The following is a 16196-nucleotide window of genomic DNA, read 5'->3' as shown; positions in this document are numbered from 1 at the left end:
AAGTGTTGTCCTTTCAAACACCACGTAATTTTAGATTACCTTTTTATCTTCATGAATGGAGGATAGTGAACAAGTTGCTGGTCCTTTTATTATGTCTCCTTTATAAGTAAATCGAGAGCCATGACATGGACAGTCCCAGGATTTATCTTCTTTGTTGAATTGTGCAATACAGCCAGCATGAGGACAAGTAATATCTACGATAAATAATTCATTATTTTCATCTCGATAGGCACCATAAATATGATGATTGATCCATACAGGTTTTCCTTCTTCTTTTTCTGGCATTTCATCGTCCATATGAATCCATCTGCTTCTAAAAAACATAGCAGCATTTTGTAAGTTTAATTTTACATAATTCCATGAAAAAGTACCTTTCTTTCGTTGAGGAGAAAATAACATACGTAAAGAAGATGGCTTGTTTTGTACACAAGAAGCAAGAATCTTTCCTGCTACTATACCTGTTGTATTTCCCCATTTTGAAAAACCGGAGGCAAATAATAATTGATCGTTGTATTTTTCTAGTTTTCCAATAAGAGGAAGGTGGTCGATGCTTACAAAGTCGCTGGATGTCCATGGTGTTTGCAGCTGATTAGGAATCATAGTATGAAAAGAAGAAGGAAATCGAAAGTTAGGTTCATATCCGTTTCGATGGGATTTACAGGCAATGATATGTTTATCTTGATGATTCCCAATAGAAATTGGATATGTATCTGTAGATAAGGAAACCATTCGATCTGTTTTTTTCTGCTTTGCAGTATATAAGGTTTGCTGTTCACAGTACATATAGGAAAAATATAAATTTCCATAATCGACAATAGGATATTGTGTTGCAAGAATAACATAGCGGGCATGAACAAAAGTACCATTTACACTTACCTTATAAAGACCATCCTCTGTTTTAGAAAGTTCACTTACAGGAGAATGTTCATAAATAGAAACGCCTTTTTCTGATACAACTTTGGAAAACTGTACCACAAAAGAATAAGGATCAAAGACAGCTTGATGCATCATTTGTAATCCTGCCTGAAGTTGTGGATAATCTTGATGAGAACTTATATAGGAAGAAGGAATATGCAAGGTTTCATATGCTTCATATTCTTTCTGATAAAGAGGAACTTGCTGTTTTTCTTCTGTATATAAAAGAGTGTCACATCGCTTGAAATCACAATCAATATCGTACGTAGCAACCAATTTTTCAATCGTATCAATCGCTTTTTGATGGCTTTCATAATACAATTGTGCCATTTCTTTACCATGTTTTTCTATGAGTTCATGATAAACAATTCCATGTTGTGCGGATACTTTTCCAGTGTTTCTTCCACTTGCACCATATCCTATGCAATCGGCTTCTAACAAAATAACATCATTGCCAGTTTCTGCTAGATAATAGGCTGTAGAAACACCGCTGATACCTCCACCAATAATCAAAACATCACAATCACATTCCTTTTCTAAGGCAGGATAAGATATTGTATTTTTTTTATTTTTCATCCAATAGGAAACATTCATGTTCGTTCACCTCGTCTACAGTATGATGCATAATTTTCTTCTTAAACACATTTTGTAAAAAATAATTGCAAATTATAAAAGAGGTGCTTATAATATAATAGTTGTTTATGCAACTATTAGGAGGGGACTATGCCAACGATTAGTAAATGTGCTTCTATTGTTTATCGATTTGGACATATGTTTTTTGATGAACACCTTGAAGAAAATCATATAGGAAGCGGTCAGCAGTTTTTTCTCTTACATATTTATGAACATCCTGGAATCAGTCAGGAAGAATTGGCACATATCGATCATTATGATAAAGGGACAACGGCACGAGCTGTTAAAAAACTGGAGCAGGAAGGATATATTCTTCGTAAAAGTGATGAAAGAGATCGTCGTTTTATGAAGCTGTATGTAACAAAAGAGGGAGAAGCTCTTGTGTTTAAGATTCAGAAAATAATCAAGCAATGGAATGAAATGTTAAGTGCAGGATTAGAGGAAGAGGAAAAGACTCTTGTTTCTAAATTGATGGAAAAAATAGCACACAATGCACAGCAGTATGGATAACAAAAGTGATTGGAGGAAAGTTTATATGAGTGAAACGATACGTACAAAAAATCCACTTGGATATCAGCCGATAGGAAGATTGTTAATGAGGTTTGCAATTCCCTCTGTGGTATCTATGCTGGTAAATGCACTTTATAATATTGTCGATCAGATTTTTATAGGACAGGGCGTAGGGTATTTGGGAAATGCAGCTACTACGGTTGTATTTCCACTCATGACAATTATCTTAGCAGTAGGAACGATGCTTGGGGCTGGGGGGAGTGCTTATGCAGCTATCAAACTTGGGGAAAAAGATGAAGATGAAGCAGAGAATACATTAGGAAATCAATTCTTAATGCTAGTTATCATTGGAATCTTTATTACGGTAGTTGGGTATGTATTTTTAACACCTATTTTAAATCTATTTGGAGCAACACCACAAAATATGGCTTATTCGAAACAGTATGCAAGTATTATTTTGTTTGGGACAACGTTCAATCTTCTTGGTATTGGTTTAAGCAATATGGCAAGAACCGATGGAAGTCCAAATGTAGCAATGTATAGTATGCTTGTAGGTGCTGTGTTAAATACAGTCTTAGATCCATTTTATATTTTTGTTTTGCATTGGGGAGTAAAAGGTGCAGCAATTGCCACAGTTACATCTCAAGTGATAGGTGCTGTTATTCTTGTGTATTATTTTACAAGAAAAGGAAATTTAAGATTAAAAAAAGAACATATGAAATTAAAACCAAAATTATGTTTAACTATTTTTAATTTAGGTATTTCCAGCTGTATTACACAGACAGCCGCAACCATCATGCAAATTGTAATGAATAACTCCTTGGTCATTTATGGGAATATGACTACAACCGGTGGAGATGTGGCATTAAGTGCGATGGGAATTGTATTAAAAGTAAGCATGATCATTACTTCTGTATGTGTGGGTATAGGAATTGGAGCACAGCCTATTTTAGGGTTTAATAAAGGCGCAAAACAGCCAAAACGTATTAAAGCTACATATAAAAGAGCAGCTCTGATTGCGACATTAACATCGATTGGCGGATGGATTTTATGTGTTAGTTTTCCAAGTGTTATCTTAAGTTTATTTGGAAAAGAAAATGCAGTCTTTACCGAATTTGCGATAAAATGTATGCGTACATATATGTTTGGTATTTTCTGTGCTGGTTTCCAGATTACCGCAACTAGTTATTTCCAGGCTACTGGACAACCTTTAAAGGCTAGTATCTTGTCGATGATGCGACAGTTGATTTTACTGATTCCTTTACTTATTGTTCTTCCGATGTTTATGGGACTTGATGGAATACTATACGCAGGGCCTATCGCAGATATTACCAGCGGTATCGTTGTTTTCTGTTTTATATCACATGAAATGAAGAAATTAGATAAACAGATTGCGATGGAAACAGAAGAAGAATTAGGTGTTTTTTCCGATACGATGACAGCATAAAACATGTTTATGTTATATTAATAACTTAGATTATTATAAATAGTCCTCATTCCGCTTGGATGAGGATTTTTTTATTTAATAAGAATGCATTCAAAATCTGTGGTGTTATTTTTATGAATCCTAAATTTAAAGAATACTATATTAATTTGTTAAAAAAATATCAAAAAGTATTGACTAAAAGTTAACTAAGGTTTACTATATGATTGGTTAGATTAAGCTAACATATATTCTGCTGAAATTTTTATTGGTAGAAGCTAATATATGTTGAAAGGGGGTAAAGATTATGAAGTTAGTCGATGGATTAGAAGATAAAGAATACATTATAAAAACGATTGATACAGATGATGAAGAAATGAAATCTTTTTTATTTACTTTAGGCTGCTATGAAGGAGAACCCATTACAATCATTTCACGTTTGAAGGGTGGTTGTGTGGTATCTATAAAGGATAGCCGATACAATATTGACAATGCTCTTGCCAGTATCATCAATGTTTAATATTTGATTCTAATGATTAACAATCATAACCATTACTAAGTGGCTTGAGAAGGAGGAGAAAATTTATGCGTATAGCATTGACAGGAAACCCAAACTCTGGAAAAACAACAATGTTTAATGCTTTAACAGGAAGAAACGAAAAAGTGGGAAACTGGGCAGGTGTAACTGTTGAAAGAAAAGAACATTCTATTAAGAAAAGTTTTAATACCAGTACAGAAACATTGATTGCAGTTGATTTACCGGGGGCTTATTCGATGTCACCTTTTACATCAGAGGAAAGTATTACAAGTTCTTATGTAAAGAATGAACATCCAGATGTAATTATTAATATTGTAGATGCAACCAATCTTAGTAGAAGTTTATTTTTTACAACACAGCTTTTGGAATTAGAGATTCCAGTTGTTGTAGCTTTAAATAAAAGTGATATTAATAAGAAAAAACAAACGATAATTCATGTAGAAAAATTATCGAAAGAACTAGGGTGTCCAGTTGTGGAAACTGTTTCAACAGAATCAGAAGGATTGAAAGCTGTTATTGATGCTGTTATTTCTTCTAATGGAAAAAAACAAAAAGCTCCTTATACAGAAGGGAATATAGATTTAAAAGACAAACATGTAGTAGAAGAAGCAGATCGTAAACGTTTTGAATATGTCAATCAGCTTGTAGCAAAAGTTGAACAAAGAAAAGTGTTGACAAAGGAAAGAAACGCAAATGACAAGATTGACGCTGTATTAACAAATAAATATATTGGAATTCCAATTTTCGCTGTTGTCATGTATCTTGTTTTTGAAATATCGCAAGTTTGGGTAGGACCATTTATTGCGGATAGTCTTGTTGCTTGGATTGAAACATTCCAGGCTTATGTGAGTGAGCTTCTAGCTGATGCAAATCCATTGTTAACAGCATTATTAGCAGATGGTATTATTGGTGGTGTTGGAGCAGTTGTTGGATTCCTGCCATTAGTTATGATTATGTATTTTTTAATTGCATTATTAGAAGATTGCGGATATATGTCTCGTGTTTCAGTAGTATTAGATCCTATTTTTAAGAAAGTTGGTCTTTCTGGAAAATCTGTAATACCTTTTGTTATTGGTACAGGATGTGCTATTCCTGGTATTATGGCGAGTAGAACAATTAGAAACGAAAGAGAACGTCGTGCTACAGCAATGTTAACACCTTTTATGCCGTGTGGTGCTAAAATACCAGTTATTGCATTGTTTGCTGGTGCATTCTTTGATGATGCAGGATGGGTAAGTTTCTTGATGTATTTCACAGGAATTTTGTTGATTTTCTTTGGAGCTTTATTAGTAAATAAAATTGCAGGTTATAAAAGTCGTAAATCTTTCTTTATTATAGAACTTCCAGAATACAAGGTGCCTTCTTTATGGTTTGCTTTTAAAGCAATGTGTGCACGTGGATGGGCGTATATAGTAAAAGCTGCTACTATTATTTTGTTATGTAATACTGCAGTACAGATTATGCAGACATTTGATTGGAGCTTTCAAGTTGCAGAAACAGCAAATAGTTCTATCTTAGCTTCTATCGCAGGACCATTTGCTTATTTATTAGTACCTATTGTTGGGGTATTAAGCTGGCAATTAGCGGCAGCAGCAGTTACAGGATTTATCGCAAAAGAAAATGTAGTAGGTACATTAGCTGTTTGCTTTGTTGGACTAGAAAATTTAATTAATGTTGATGAGCTCGCTATGATAGAAGGAACGGGGGCTGAAATCTCAGGAATTATTGCCATTACAAAAGTCGCAGCCCTTGCATATCTGATGTTTAATCTTTATACTCCTCCTTGTTTTGCGGCAATTGGTGCTATGAATTCAGAAATGAGAAGCTCAAAATGGCTTTGGGGTGGCATTGGATTACAATTAGGTACGGGTTACACTGTTGGTTATTTAGTTTACCAAATAGGAACACTTATAACAACTGGATCCGTTGGTGCTGGATTCTTGCCTGGTTTAATCGCAGTAGTTATTTTTGTAGCAGTGATTGTCTATTTATGTATAAGAACAGATAAAAATCTTGCGAAAGAATATGCTTTGAATGGAGATGATAAAAAATGACAAATATTCTAATCATAAGTATTATTTTGTTGATTGTAGGATTATCATCCACTTATATTTATAAAGCAAAGAAAAGTGGAAAGAAATGTATTGGATGTCCTGATTCATGTAACTGTAAAAAAAATAAATAGATTTTTGATGGTTGTAACATAGATTAGGATTTTAAAGAAACAGTGAAAAATTAAATTTATAGATGCTTTAAGAATGGTTAGATAAGCAGAAATAAATCTTTATTCAAGGGTGGTATATGACCCAAAACGATTTGAAATACAAACTTGGGAGCTGATAGCTAAACATGCTATCAGACTCCTTTTTTTAGTGTAAAAAATCAATGTAGCATCTTATTTAGGATACTTAAAAGAGAAGAGGATATTGTTGATATTTGAAAAGGGCTTTTATATGGATACAGAAGGAAAAAACAAAATAATATGAGAACATATCTAAACAAAATTGCAGGAAGACAAACATTTTAAATCAAATGAGGATGAAGAAATTTATCGACCCATTTATGTGCTAGTTGTATCAGATTTCAATGATTCAAAAGATCATGCATAACCATCGAGCTTTATAGGGGAAGCGTATACTACCTGTTTTATAGGCAGTTTTGAATCTTTTATACGTTGACCATTAAAAGGTTTAGATAAGATATAATCCCATTCATTGATATAGAGTTAATTAGACTACTGGGGATGGCAAATTGTCTTAGAATTGATTTAGAAAGATAGATCATAAATATAAAACTTGATAAGATGTTTAACATTATAGATAAACTAATATATGATAATAATATAAAAAAATCAGCCTGTTAATTTTTTCATCAACAGACTGAAACGCCTCTTTAGGCTTTATACAAAAAATATAGCTAAGCAAATGATTAAGTTTATGAGGAATGAATTAAAAGGATTTGTAAGGAATATAACTAAATAAGTTCTTTGCTTAGTATACTATCAAATTTTCAATTCTTTTACCGTTGTAAATGCCATTTAATAATTTATCACGACATAAATCATATTGATTAAATAACTGTTTTGCTTTTTCGGGATTGCCATAAACTTTCCAGTACCCAGTAAGATTACATGGACGGTTTTCTATAAATCCTTCTATATCTTCTAAGGGATAACCTAAAAATACACCGATTTCATGCGGGTATTCCTTCTGCTCATCCAATCGCTTATTTAAATAATGTAATGAACGATTTAAATTACCATCAGATGGATATCCAAGTTGTGTTAAAAAAGAATGAATAGCAGAATTTTTAAGGTGTAACAATAATGCTTTTTTTCTATACACAAAAACAGTTATGATTTTGTTTTCACTTTGAAATAAGCAAAGTTCAATTCCAAAATTATTGAGTTTACATTTAAATTTCTTTATTAACTCATTTAAATTGTTAAATTGTTTGCTTCGAATATGAAACATATTTGCAATTTTTTTGCACATTAACATTGGTGCACAATACATTGCAAGTAATGTCTCAAATTCCATCTCATCTTTAGACATTTTATAATTTCTCAAGAATTTCTTTAATGGCAATTACATCACTGTCAGTTCCACTATTTTCTACTTTGTATAGACATGGAACATCATATGTTTCAGCAATTTTATCACCAGCAAGGCAGTAAGCTTCACCATAACTTTGATCTCCGGAAACAATGACTCCTTTAAGGTGTGAAGAATTCGATATCAAAAATGTCTCCACTTCAGCTGGAACATCACCATATCCATCCGTATAGGTAAATAAAACATAGTCTGTATCCATTGTTTCATTTCCATTTTCAATAAATACGGAAGAAATTCCAAGGGACTGAACTATAGATTCAACGTTTCCAGTTCTAGATGCGTATGCAATTTTCATAATCATATCTCCTTTCAGTTAGTTTAATCTAACTTTTGTACCTATATGTTAGCATAGACTAACATATAAATCAATAGAGTATTTCAAAAATAATAAAATAACATGATTTTTTAGAAAAGCATGAAGAAAGAACTGTTATAATATGCAAGAGGTGTTTTATGGAGTTTAAAGATGTAGAGGTAAAATTAAAAAAGAAAAATAAAATATTATTTACAAGAGAAAGTGCATGTCTACAAGAGTTGTTGAAAGAAATTCGTCTTCAAAAACATAGGACTTTGGTTTTGTGGATTTTTCGTATATGCAAGGATGCGGAAAGCTATGTGAAAAATAGAGACAAAGAAGATACAAGAGTAGAAACCGCAAGAGAGCTGTGTTGGAAATGGGCACAGGGAAAATGTAAAATGTAATCAGCTAAAAAAGCATTGTTAGAGGTACATGCAATTGCGAAAGAAACAAATGATCCTGTTTTAGAAGCATATTGTCATGCACTTGGGCAGGGATATGCCAGTGTTCATGTCGAAACACATGCGATTGGTTTTGTGATGTATGAACTTAGCGCATTTGTACGAATGTATGGAATAGATAAGAAAAGATTAGAAGATAGAATACAGTATTATCATCAAGAATTAAAAAGATGTGAAAAAGATATTGAAAACTATAAAGAATGGGCATCATTTTTATTGGATGATACACGTGAAAATAAAGAAATGTGTCTATATGTAAGAAAACATAAGTAATTAAATGAAAAAAGTTTGTTTTCTTGTGTAAAAATGATGAAAGAAGTTTTGAAAAAGGGTATAATACATACGTGTGAAACAAGGAGGAGGATCTTGTGAACGCAAAAGAAAAAGCAATTGGAGTTTTTGATTCTGGTTTAGGTGGTATTAGTGTTTTAAGAGATTTAAAAAGATTTATGCCGCATGAACATTATCTGTATTATGGAGATTCTTCTTTTGCTCCTTATGGGGAAAAAACCAGAGAAGAAATAACAAAGCGATGTGAAGAAATCTGTGCTTTTTTTATTCATCAGGGAGTAAAGGCTATTGTCATTGCATGTAATACGGCAACAAGCGCTTGTGTTAAAGAACTTAGAGAAGAGTATCCTAATCTTCCTATTATAGGGATGGAACCTGCTGTCAAAGTAGCAGTGGATGGAAAAGAAAACCAGAATGTATTAGTAATGGCAACACGCTTTACATTAAAAGAAAAGAAGTTTGAAAATCTGTTATCGCGTTACAGTAAGCAGCATGTGATTTATCGTCAGCCCTGCCCTGAGCTGGTAGAACTGGTGGAACATGATGAACTTGATCAGCAGGATAAAGTGGAAAACACACTTCGTGAGTATTTTTCACATTATGATATGGATGAGATTGACAGTATCGTACTTGGCTGTACCCATTTTATTTTCTTTAAAGAAACAATTCGAAAACTATGTGGAGATCGAATACAAATCGTAGATGGCAATGCGGGAACGATTCGTCATGTAAAAGAGCTTCTAGCTGAAAAAAATGAACTTTGTGATGATACGAAACAAGGCAGCATACAGATTTTTAATTCTTCAAAAGATCCTTACTATAAGACACTTTCTCAAAAACTGCTGGAAAGTACATTGGGATTATAAGATGTTGAAAAACACTTTATAATACATAAATACGAAATGGAGGAAAAGAAACATGAGAGAAAATGCATGGAAAACGTATGATAGCGAAACTATGAAAAAAGTATTTGAATTAAGTGAAGGCTATAAGAAATTTATTTCTGATTGTAAAACAGAAAGAGAATGCGTCATTGAAAGCATTGCAATGGCAAAAGCAAAAGGATATCGTGATTTAGAAGAAGTTATCGCGAATGGAGAAACTTTAAAAGCTGGTGATAAAGTATATGCTAACAATATGGGGAAAACAGTTGCGTTTTTCTTAATTGGGAAACAGCCATTAGAAAATGGAATGAATATTTTAGGGGCGCATGTAGACAGTCCTCGTTTGGATATTAAACAAAATCCATTATATGAAGATAATGAACTGGCATTACTAGATACGCATTACTATGGAGGTATTAAAAAATATCAGTGGGTAACTCTTCCATTGGCACTGCATGGTGTATTTGCGAAAAAAGATGGAACTGTAGTAAATGTAAACATTGGTGAAGATGATAATGATCCTGTTGTAGGTATTTCTGATTTATTAGTTCACTTGTCTGCAGATCAGCTTTCTAAAAAAGCAAATGTAGTAATTGAAGGAGAAGATTTAAACGTTACTGTTGGAAGTATTCCTGTAGAAGGAGAAGAAAAAGATGCAGTTAAGAAAAATATCTTACGTATTTTAAAAGAAAAATATGATGTAGAAGAAGATGATTTTGTTTCTGCGGAAATTGAAGTTGTTCCTGCAGGAAAAGCAAGAGATTATGGTTTAGATAGAAGTATGGTCATGGGATATGGTCATGATGATCGTATTTGTGCATATACATCTTTAGTTGCTTTACTGGAAATGGAAGAAACAGAAAAAACAAGTGTTTGCTTATTAGTTGATAAAGAAGAAGTTGGAAGCATCGGTGCTACTGGTATGCAGTCTTTATTCTTTGAAAATACAGTGGCAGAAGTGATGGATCGTATGCAGGAATATTCTGAATTAAAAGTACGTCGTGCTTTGAAAAATTCAAAAATGTTAAGCAGCGATGTGAGTGCAGCTTATGATCCAAACTATGCATCTGTCAATGAAATGAAAAATACAGCATTCATGGGAAAAGGAGTTGTATTTAATAAATATACTGGTTCTCGTGGAAAAGGCGGATGTAACGATGCCAATGCGGAATATATTGCAGAACTTAGAAGAATTATGGATGAAGAACATGTAGTATACCAGACTGCAGAACTTGGAAAAGTTGATCAGGGTGGTGGAGGAACCATTGCCTATATTCTTGCACAGTATGATATGCAGGTGATTGACTGTGGTATTGCATTACATAACATGCATGCACCTTGGGAAATTGCATCGAAAGCAGATATTTTTGAGGCAACAAAAGGATATGTTGCATTCTTAAAACACGCTTAATATGGAAAAGATACAATCTTTTTCTCTGGCGTTGGAATATCTAAAACAGCAGGAGATTCTTGTTTCCTTTCAAAAGGGAAACAAGGTTCTCTACTGTATGAAAAAAGAAAAAATACAGGTACAAAGCAAAAATGCAGCATACGTACTTACAATAGAAGATTTTCAGGAATTATTTGAAAAGGAAGTCTTTTATTTGTATGAACCAAAAGATAGCGGGTTTGAAATATCAAAAGAAAAAGATGAGGAATATTATGGGTGGTATCACAAATAATATTCTTCTTTTCTTTTGAGTTTTTCAAAAACTTTCCATTTTACATTTTACTTTGATATTGTTATACTTTATAAAGAATATCGAATAGGAGGATGTTCATGAAAAAATTTATATGTATATTTAGCTGTATGCTGATGTTAATATTAGGTGGATGCTCATCTTATGAAAGAGATACAAGTGCTGGTGAAGTAAAGAAGATAACGGTAAATGAGATGCAGAAAAAGTTAGAAAATAAAGAGACTTTTGCTATCGTTTTTACGCAAAGCTGGTGTGGACATTGTAAAGATTTGATGGCAATGTTAGATACTTATTTAGAAGATCACCATGTAATTTTAAATGATTTGATCCTGGATATGGATCCAGATTACAGCAGTGAGGAAGCAGTAGATATTTCTCAAAAAACATTTACGGATATGACAGGAACTCCAACACTTTATTATGTTAAGGATGGAGAAATTGCAAGTAAGCTTGTCAGTGGAGAAGATGGAATCACAGAAGAAAAATTTGATAGCTGGGTTCAAAAGAATGAATTGGATAAAAAGGAATAGCTTTTATAAGCTGTTCTTTTTTTTACAATCAATGTTATAATATTACTTGTGTAAAAAAGGTGTGATTGTCATGTCAAAATTAAAAAAGATTATAAATATTACATTGGCAGGAATCTTGGTTTTAACGTTGTTAATGTCTGTCATTACCGTTATTAATAGAGAAAGTAAAGAAAACTTTATATATCGAAATAAAGAACCTAAAAAAATAGGGGCAACGTATATGACATTAAACAATCCTTTTTATCAAATTATAGACAATGAAATTCGCAGTGTTGTAAATGCGAATGGAGATATTTTAATTTCTTTAGATCCACAGCTAAGCCTGGAAAGACAGGTGCAGCAATTGGAATATCTTATTGAGCAGGATGTAGATGCAATTGTTTTAACAGCAGTTGATTTTAATGGTTTGACCTCCTCTTTAAAAAAAGCAAGTGAAGCAGGTATACCGATTCTTGTAGTCGATACAGATATACCTGAGAATGATTACGTATCTTTTAGTATTACTTCAGATAATTATCAGGCAGGAGTTGAATGTGCAAAAGATATGATGAAGAAAAAAAGTCATGCAGATATAGTACTTCTTCGTCATAGTAAAGCATATTCTGCACTTCAGCGAATACAGGGGTTTGTAGATACAATAAAAGATAATCCTAATTATCGAATTGTTGAAAATATAGAATGCAATGGACAACTGGAAGTCGCTATGCCAAAAATGAAACAATTCCTAAATAAGAATGTTCCTTTTGATGTTGTCATGGGTTTAAACGATCCAAGTATTTTAGGGGCAGTAGCAGCTATGCAGGAACAAAATCGTTTAAAAGATGTTCTTGTATATGGAGTTGATGGTTCACCAGAAGTGAAAGATTTAATAAAAGATGGATTTATTGAAGGGACAGTTGTTCAATCACCAAAAACAATGGGAAAAGAAACTGCAGAAATCTTATATCGTATTTTAAATAAAAAAGGGTATGCGAAAAGCGAAAAAATAGAAGTTACACTTATAACGAAAGAAAATATTCATGAGCATTCTCTGGAAGGATGGGAATAACTATGTTTTCAAAAATTACTAATACAGATAAGCTTCATTTCACATTTTTATTCATGAGCTTCATTAATTTTATCATTATTATTTTTATTGGAAGTGTAATGGCAATCACAATACAAACTGTATGTGATATGGATAGTGCCTATATTTTTCTAAGCAGAATTTCTCATTTACCTAAAAATCCTTATTCCGTATTGCTTATATCTATTCTAGCTTTTCTTTTCTTACTTGTGATGATGTGGATAAGAAGAAAACAGGAAATTACCTCCGTTCGTCTTGGTGTTTGGTTTGCTGCGGAAATTATCTTATGTATGATAATTATGGAGGAATTATCCTTTAGTACCAATGCGATTTTATTATTTGTGATGGCAGATATTTTATTATATCTGACTTCTAATGTAAATCGAATGATTTATATGCTTTGCATGATTGTATTGTATTTGATTTGCAATTATGAGGTGATGAGTCGTTATGTTTCCATGCTATCTTTCATGGAATATATTTCTGTCTATGATGCTTCTATGCGTGCAGCCTTATCAAGTGCATTAACTACGCTTTCTTCTTTGAATATCATTGTCTTTATCGTACATATGATTTTTGTAGTACAAGATAAATTGAAGGAAAACAAACATTTTATTGAAATGAATAATGAGTTAAAGAACTTGAATGAGCAATTGAAAGAATATGCAGATATACGTGAAAAAATGGGGGAAACAAGAGAGAGGAATCGTCTGGCAAGGGAAATTCATGATACCCTTGGTCACACATTAACAGGCTTATCTGTTGGGTTAGATGCCTGTGTAGTGACAAGTGATATAGATCTTGAAGCAACGAAAAAACAATTGCGTTTATTAAGTGAAACAGCAAGAAGAGGATTAAAGGATGTTCGACGTTCTGTAGATAAGCTAAGACCGGATGCATTGGAACATTATACATTGAAGGAAGCATTGGATAAAATGATTCAAGAGTTTCATGAAGTAACAGATGTATCTATTCATTTTGTATGTCATTTGCCAAAACTTGTATTTGATAATGATGAGGAAGAAGTTATTTATCGAATCATACAGGAAGGAATGACAAATGCAGTTCGTCATGGAAAAGCAAAAGAAATATATATTTCGATTGCGAAGGAAAGAAACATATTGATATTAATAATTGAGGATGATGGTATTGGATGTGAAAATATCAAGCCGGATTTTGGATTGCATCATATGCAGGAAAGGGTTTCTCTGTTACAGGGAAATATTCGTTTTTATGGTTCTAATGGATTTGTAATTATTGCGGAAATCCCAATTCGAGAAGGAGTTTTATAATGATTAAAATTATGATAGCAGATGATCAGGAATTGATTCGTGAAAGTTTAAAAATTATTTTAAGTACACAAAAAGAATTTAATATTATCTCTACTGCTGTTAGTGGTAAAGATGTTATTGAAAAAGTAAGAGATGAAGCTCCGGATGTAATTCTTATGGATATACGTATGCCGGATATGGATGGTGTGCAGTGTACAAAGTTTATAAAAGAAGTTTATCCAGAAATTAAAATTATTATTTTAACGACTTTTGATGATGACGATTATATTTTTGATGCGTTAAAATATGGTGCAAGCGGCTATTTGTTAAAGGGAGTTGCTTTAGAAGAATTAAGTAGTGCGATTCATACAGTTGTGGAAGGCGGTGCTATTTTTAATCCAAATGTTGCAGGAAAAGTAACACAGTTTTTTTCGAAAATGGCAAATCATCAGGGATTGAAAGAAACTTTTATCTCAGATACAGATGTGCCTACTATGAGCAATACAGAGTGGCAAATTATCTGCAAGGTCGCACAAGGGCTTTCTAATAAGGAAATAGCCTTTGAATTAAAGTTTACAGAGGGAACGATTCGCAACTATTTAAGTGTTATTTTGGAAAAATTAAACTTACGAGATCGTACACAATTGGCAATCTGGTATTTGCATAAAGAAAAGGATGAGCATGAATGAAAAGAAAACATAAGTTCATATTCGCAAGTGTTATTTTAGGAATTGCTGTCTGCTTGCTTGGTGCGTTTTATTACCATACAAGAACGATTACTTTAACACTGGGGATGTTTTCAGGAAGTAACTGGGATGTGCCAAGTGCAGATAGTTATCGTATTATTGATGAAACGATTCAGGAATTTGAAAAAAAACACCCAAATGTTAACGTTAAGTATGTCAGTGGATTGCAGAAAGAAGAGTATGCAGAGTGGATGAGTCAGCAGGCTTTAAAATCGAATCTTCCTGATGTATTTATGGTTCGAAGTGAAGATTTTGCGACTTTTGCGAATGTAGGAGTTTTAGAAAATCTTAATGCTTATATAAGAAGAGATGAAACATTTCATATCAAAGATTATTTTTCACCTGCTTTAGAAACTTGTAAACAGGAGAATGACTTTTATGCACTTCCTTATGAGAGTGTTCCTACACTTATGTATGTGAATAAAACATTATTAGAAAAAGAACATATTAAAATCCCATCAAAGAATTGGACATGGGATGAGTTTTATGATATTTGTGAGAAAGTAACAAAAGATACAAACAAAGATGGGGAATTAGATCAGTTTGGGGTTTATGATTTTTCCTGGCAGCAGGCAGTGTATTCTAATGGAGGGACGATCTTTGATAAAGAAGGAAAAAATACAACACTTGCCAATAATAAAGTGTATGAAGCGGTAGAATTTACAAGGAAACTGGAAATGCTGAGTCTTGGAGAAAGAATAGTTGAAAATGATTTTGATAATGGAAAAGTAGCTTTTCGACCAATGCGTTTTAGTGAATATCGTACGTATAAGCCATATCCATGGAAAATAAAAAAATATTCGGATTTTGAATGGGAATGCATCCCTATGCCTGCAGGTCCACAAGGAAAAAATACATCTTCTTTAGATACTTTAATGATAGGAATGAGTAGTGCATCTAGCCATAAAGCATTGGCATGGGAATTTATGAAACTGCTAAGTTATAATAAAGATACACAGGAAAAACTGCTAGAATATTCGCAAGGAGTTCCTGTTATAAAAGAAGTCTTAAACTCAGAAAAAGCCTCTGATTATTTAAAAGAAGATGGATTAGTAGGTAAAGAACCATATATTACATTTTTTACGAATATCATGGAAGAAGCAATTCCTATAAAGAAATCAAAAGAATATGAATCTGTAATGACAATTGCAGATAGAGATATGGAAACTTTAGTATCAAATAAAGAGGATATTAAAATAGGAGTAGATACTTTACAGACAAAAATAGAAGTATATCTACGAGGAACGAATTAGCGCTTATATCATATACAATGTAAAATTAAAAAATCAGAAGATTTTGTGTAATAAAAATTATTT

The 16196-nt window shown here is 32.7% G+C and carries 16 protein-coding genes and 1 pseudogene; 14 read left to right on the top strand and 3 right to left on the bottom strand.

The features are described 5' to 3' along the window. Positions 1 to 30: 30 nt before the first annotated feature. Positions 31 to 1509 (bottom strand): FAD-dependent oxidoreductase, encoded by a 1479-nt coding sequence (locus A9CBEGH2_RS08290; RefSeq protein ID WP_163104581.1) that lies wholly within the window; start codon positions 1507 to 1509, stop codon positions 31 to 33. A 129-nt stretch (positions 1510 to 1638) separates the two neighbouring features. On the opposite strand from A9CBEGH2_RS08290, the gene A9CBEGH2_RS08285 reads away from it, so the two are divergent. From A9CBEGH2_RS08285 to A9CBEGH2_RS08265, 5 genes are all read left to right on the top strand, one after another. Further along, a complete protein-coding gene (locus A9CBEGH2_RS08285) occupies positions 1639 to 2058 on the top strand; it encodes a MarR family winged helix-turn-helix transcriptional regulator (protein ID WP_163104579.1) in 420 nt (139 codons plus the stop codon). A gap of 25 nt (positions 2059 to 2083) precedes the next feature. Further along, positions 2084 to 3505 (top strand): MATE family efflux transporter, encoded by a 1422-nt coding sequence (locus A9CBEGH2_RS08280; protein WP_115716593.1) that lies wholly within the window; start codon positions 2084 to 2086, stop codon positions 3503 to 3505. Between the two features lie 283 nt (positions 3506 to 3788). Beyond that, positions 3789 to 4001 (top strand): FeoA family protein, encoded by a 213-nt coding sequence (locus A9CBEGH2_RS08275; RefSeq protein ID WP_115716594.1) that lies wholly within the window; start codon positions 3789 to 3791, stop codon positions 3999 to 4001. Between the two features lie 65 nt (positions 4002 to 4066). After that, a complete protein-coding gene (feoB, locus tag A9CBEGH2_RS08270; protein ID WP_118277401.1) occupies positions 4067 to 6073 on the top strand; it encodes a ferrous iron transport protein B in 2007 nt (668 codons plus the stop codon). Then, entirely contained in the window at positions 6070 to 6204 is a 135-nt protein-coding gene (locus A9CBEGH2_RS08265) for a FeoB-associated Cys-rich membrane protein (RefSeq protein WP_163052100.1), read from the top strand. The genes feoB and A9CBEGH2_RS08265 overlap by 4 nt, the downstream gene beginning before the upstream one ends. Positions 6205 to 7009: 805 nt before the next feature. On the opposite strand, the gene A9CBEGH2_RS08260 is transcribed toward A9CBEGH2_RS08265, so the two are convergent. Both A9CBEGH2_RS08260 and nrdI read right to left on the bottom strand, forming a co-directional pair. Beyond that, positions 7010 to 7573 (bottom strand): DUF3793 family protein, encoded by a 564-nt coding sequence (locus A9CBEGH2_RS08260; protein ID WP_163052099.1) that lies wholly within the window; start codon positions 7571 to 7573, stop codon positions 7010 to 7012. Between the two features lies 1 nt (position 7574). Beyond that, positions 7575 to 7928 carry a class Ib ribonucleoside-diphosphate reductase assembly flavoprotein NrdI gene (gene nrdI, locus A9CBEGH2_RS08255; protein WP_118277403.1) on the bottom strand — a complete coding sequence of 118 codons (354 nt, stop codon included), beginning with the start codon at positions 7926 to 7928 and terminating at the stop codon, positions 7575 to 7577. A gap of 158 nt (positions 7929 to 8086) precedes the next feature. Here nrdI and A9CBEGH2_RS12620 point away from each other — a divergent pair. The 9 genes and pseudogenes from A9CBEGH2_RS12620 (at position 8087) to A9CBEGH2_RS08205 (ending at position 16133) form a co-directional block, all read left to right on the top strand. Beyond that, positions 8087 to 8665: pseudogene (locus A9CBEGH2_RS12620) on the top strand (putative immunity protein). A 95-nt stretch (positions 8666 to 8760) separates the two neighbouring features. Then, positions 8761 to 9549 carry a glutamate racemase gene (gene murI / locus A9CBEGH2_RS08240; protein ID WP_118277406.1) on the top strand — a complete coding sequence of 263 codons (789 nt, stop codon included), beginning with the start codon at positions 8761 to 8763 and terminating at the stop codon, positions 9547 to 9549. Positions 9550 to 9601: 52 nt separating this feature from the next. Continuing rightward, the gene (locus A9CBEGH2_RS08235; protein ID WP_118277407.1) at positions 9602 to 10978 is read left to right on the top strand and encodes an aminopeptidase; all 1377 of its coding nucleotides are present in this window, start codon (positions 9602 to 9604) and stop codon (positions 10976 to 10978) included. Between the two features lie 97 nt (positions 10979 to 11075). Continuing rightward, positions 11076 to 11249 (top strand): hypothetical protein, encoded by a 174-nt coding sequence (locus tag A9CBEGH2_RS08230; RefSeq protein WP_158572256.1) that lies wholly within the window; start codon positions 11076 to 11078, stop codon positions 11247 to 11249. Between the two features lie 98 nt (positions 11250 to 11347). After that, positions 11348 to 11797, top strand: a complete 450-nt coding sequence (locus A9CBEGH2_RS08225; protein WP_115716603.1) for a DUF6568 family protein — start codon at positions 11348 to 11350, stop codon at positions 11795 to 11797. A gap of 70 nt (positions 11798 to 11867) precedes the next feature. Beyond that, on the top strand, positions 11868 to 12845 hold the full coding sequence (locus A9CBEGH2_RS08220) for a sugar ABC transporter substrate-binding protein (RefSeq protein WP_118277409.1): 978 nt from the start codon (positions 11868 to 11870) through the stop codon (positions 12843 to 12845). A 2-nt stretch (positions 12846 to 12847) separates the two neighbouring features. Further along, a complete protein-coding gene (locus A9CBEGH2_RS08215) occupies positions 12848 to 14155 on the top strand; it encodes a sensor histidine kinase (protein WP_199594516.1) in 1308 nt (435 codons plus the stop codon). After that, the gene (locus tag A9CBEGH2_RS08210; RefSeq protein ID WP_118277411.1) at positions 14155 to 14823 is read left to right on the top strand and encodes a response regulator transcription factor; all 669 of its coding nucleotides are present in this window, start codon (positions 14155 to 14157) and stop codon (positions 14821 to 14823) included. Before A9CBEGH2_RS08215 ends, A9CBEGH2_RS08210 begins: the two co-directional genes overlap by 1 nt. After that, positions 14820 to 16133: an ABC transporter substrate-binding protein gene (locus A9CBEGH2_RS08205; RefSeq protein WP_163104577.1), complete on the top strand. Its 1314-nt coding sequence runs from the start codon at positions 14820 to 14822 to the stop codon at positions 16131 to 16133. Before A9CBEGH2_RS08210 ends, A9CBEGH2_RS08205 begins: the two co-directional genes overlap by 4 nt. Positions 16134 to 16196 lie beyond the last annotated feature (63 nt).

The organism is Amedibacterium intestinale (assembly GCF_010537335.1).
Taxonomy (GTDB): Bacteria; Bacillota_I; Bacilli_A; order Erysipelotrichales; family Erysipelotrichaceae; genus Amedibacterium; species Amedibacterium intestinale.
This window is presented reverse-complemented; position numbering and strand designations above follow the sequence as displayed.

Bases quoted from the DNA above. Each gene is read 5' to 3' on its own strand.
- A9CBEGH2_RS08290 (WP_163104581.1), bottom strand. From the start codon at position 1,509: ATGAATGTTTCCTATTGGATGAAAAATAAAAAAAATACAATATCTTAT.
- A9CBEGH2_RS08285 (WP_163104579.1), top strand. From the start codon at position 1,639: ATGCCAACGATTAGTAAATGTGCTTCTATTGTTTATCGATTTGGACAT.
- A9CBEGH2_RS08280 (WP_115716593.1), top strand. From the start codon at position 2,084: ATGAGTGAAACGATACGTACAAAAAATCCACTTGGATATCAGCCGATA.
- A9CBEGH2_RS08275 (WP_115716594.1), top strand. From the start codon at position 3,789: ATGAAGTTAGTCGATGGATTAGAAGATAAAGAATACATTATAAAAACG.
- feoB (WP_118277401.1), top strand. From the start codon at position 4,067: ATGCGTATAGCATTGACAGGAAACCCAAACTCTGGAAAAACAACAATG.
- A9CBEGH2_RS08265 (WP_163052100.1), top strand. From the start codon at position 6,070: ATGACAAATATTCTAATCATAAGTATTATTTTGTTGATTGTAGGATTA.
- A9CBEGH2_RS08260 (WP_163052099.1), bottom strand. From the start codon at position 7,573: ATGTCTAAAGATGAGATGGAATTTGAGACATTACTTGCAATGTATTGT.
- nrdI (WP_118277403.1), bottom strand. From the start codon at position 7,928: ATGAAAATTGCATACGCATCTAGAACTGGAAACGTTGAATCTATAGTT.
- A9CBEGH2_RS08235 (WP_118277407.1), top strand. From the start codon at position 9,602: ATGAGAGAAAATGCATGGAAAACGTATGATAGCGAAACTATGAAAAAA.
- A9CBEGH2_RS08230 (WP_158572256.1), top strand. From the start codon at position 11,076: ATGAAAAAAGAAAAAATACAGGTACAAAGCAAAAATGCAGCATACGTA.
- A9CBEGH2_RS08225 (WP_115716603.1), top strand. From the start codon at position 11,348: ATGAAAAAATTTATATGTATATTTAGCTGTATGCTGATGTTAATATTA.
- A9CBEGH2_RS08220 (WP_118277409.1), top strand. From the start codon at position 11,868: ATGTCAAAATTAAAAAAGATTATAAATATTACATTGGCAGGAATCTTG.
- A9CBEGH2_RS08215 (WP_199594516.1), top strand. From the start codon at position 12,848: ATGTTTTCAAAAATTACTAATACAGATAAGCTTCATTTCACATTTTTA.
- A9CBEGH2_RS08210 (WP_118277411.1), top strand. From the start codon at position 14,155: ATGATTAAAATTATGATAGCAGATGATCAGGAATTGATTCGTGAAAGT.
- A9CBEGH2_RS08205 (WP_163104577.1), top strand. From the start codon at position 14,820: ATGAAAAGAAAACATAAGTTCATATTCGCAAGTGTTATTTTAGGAATT.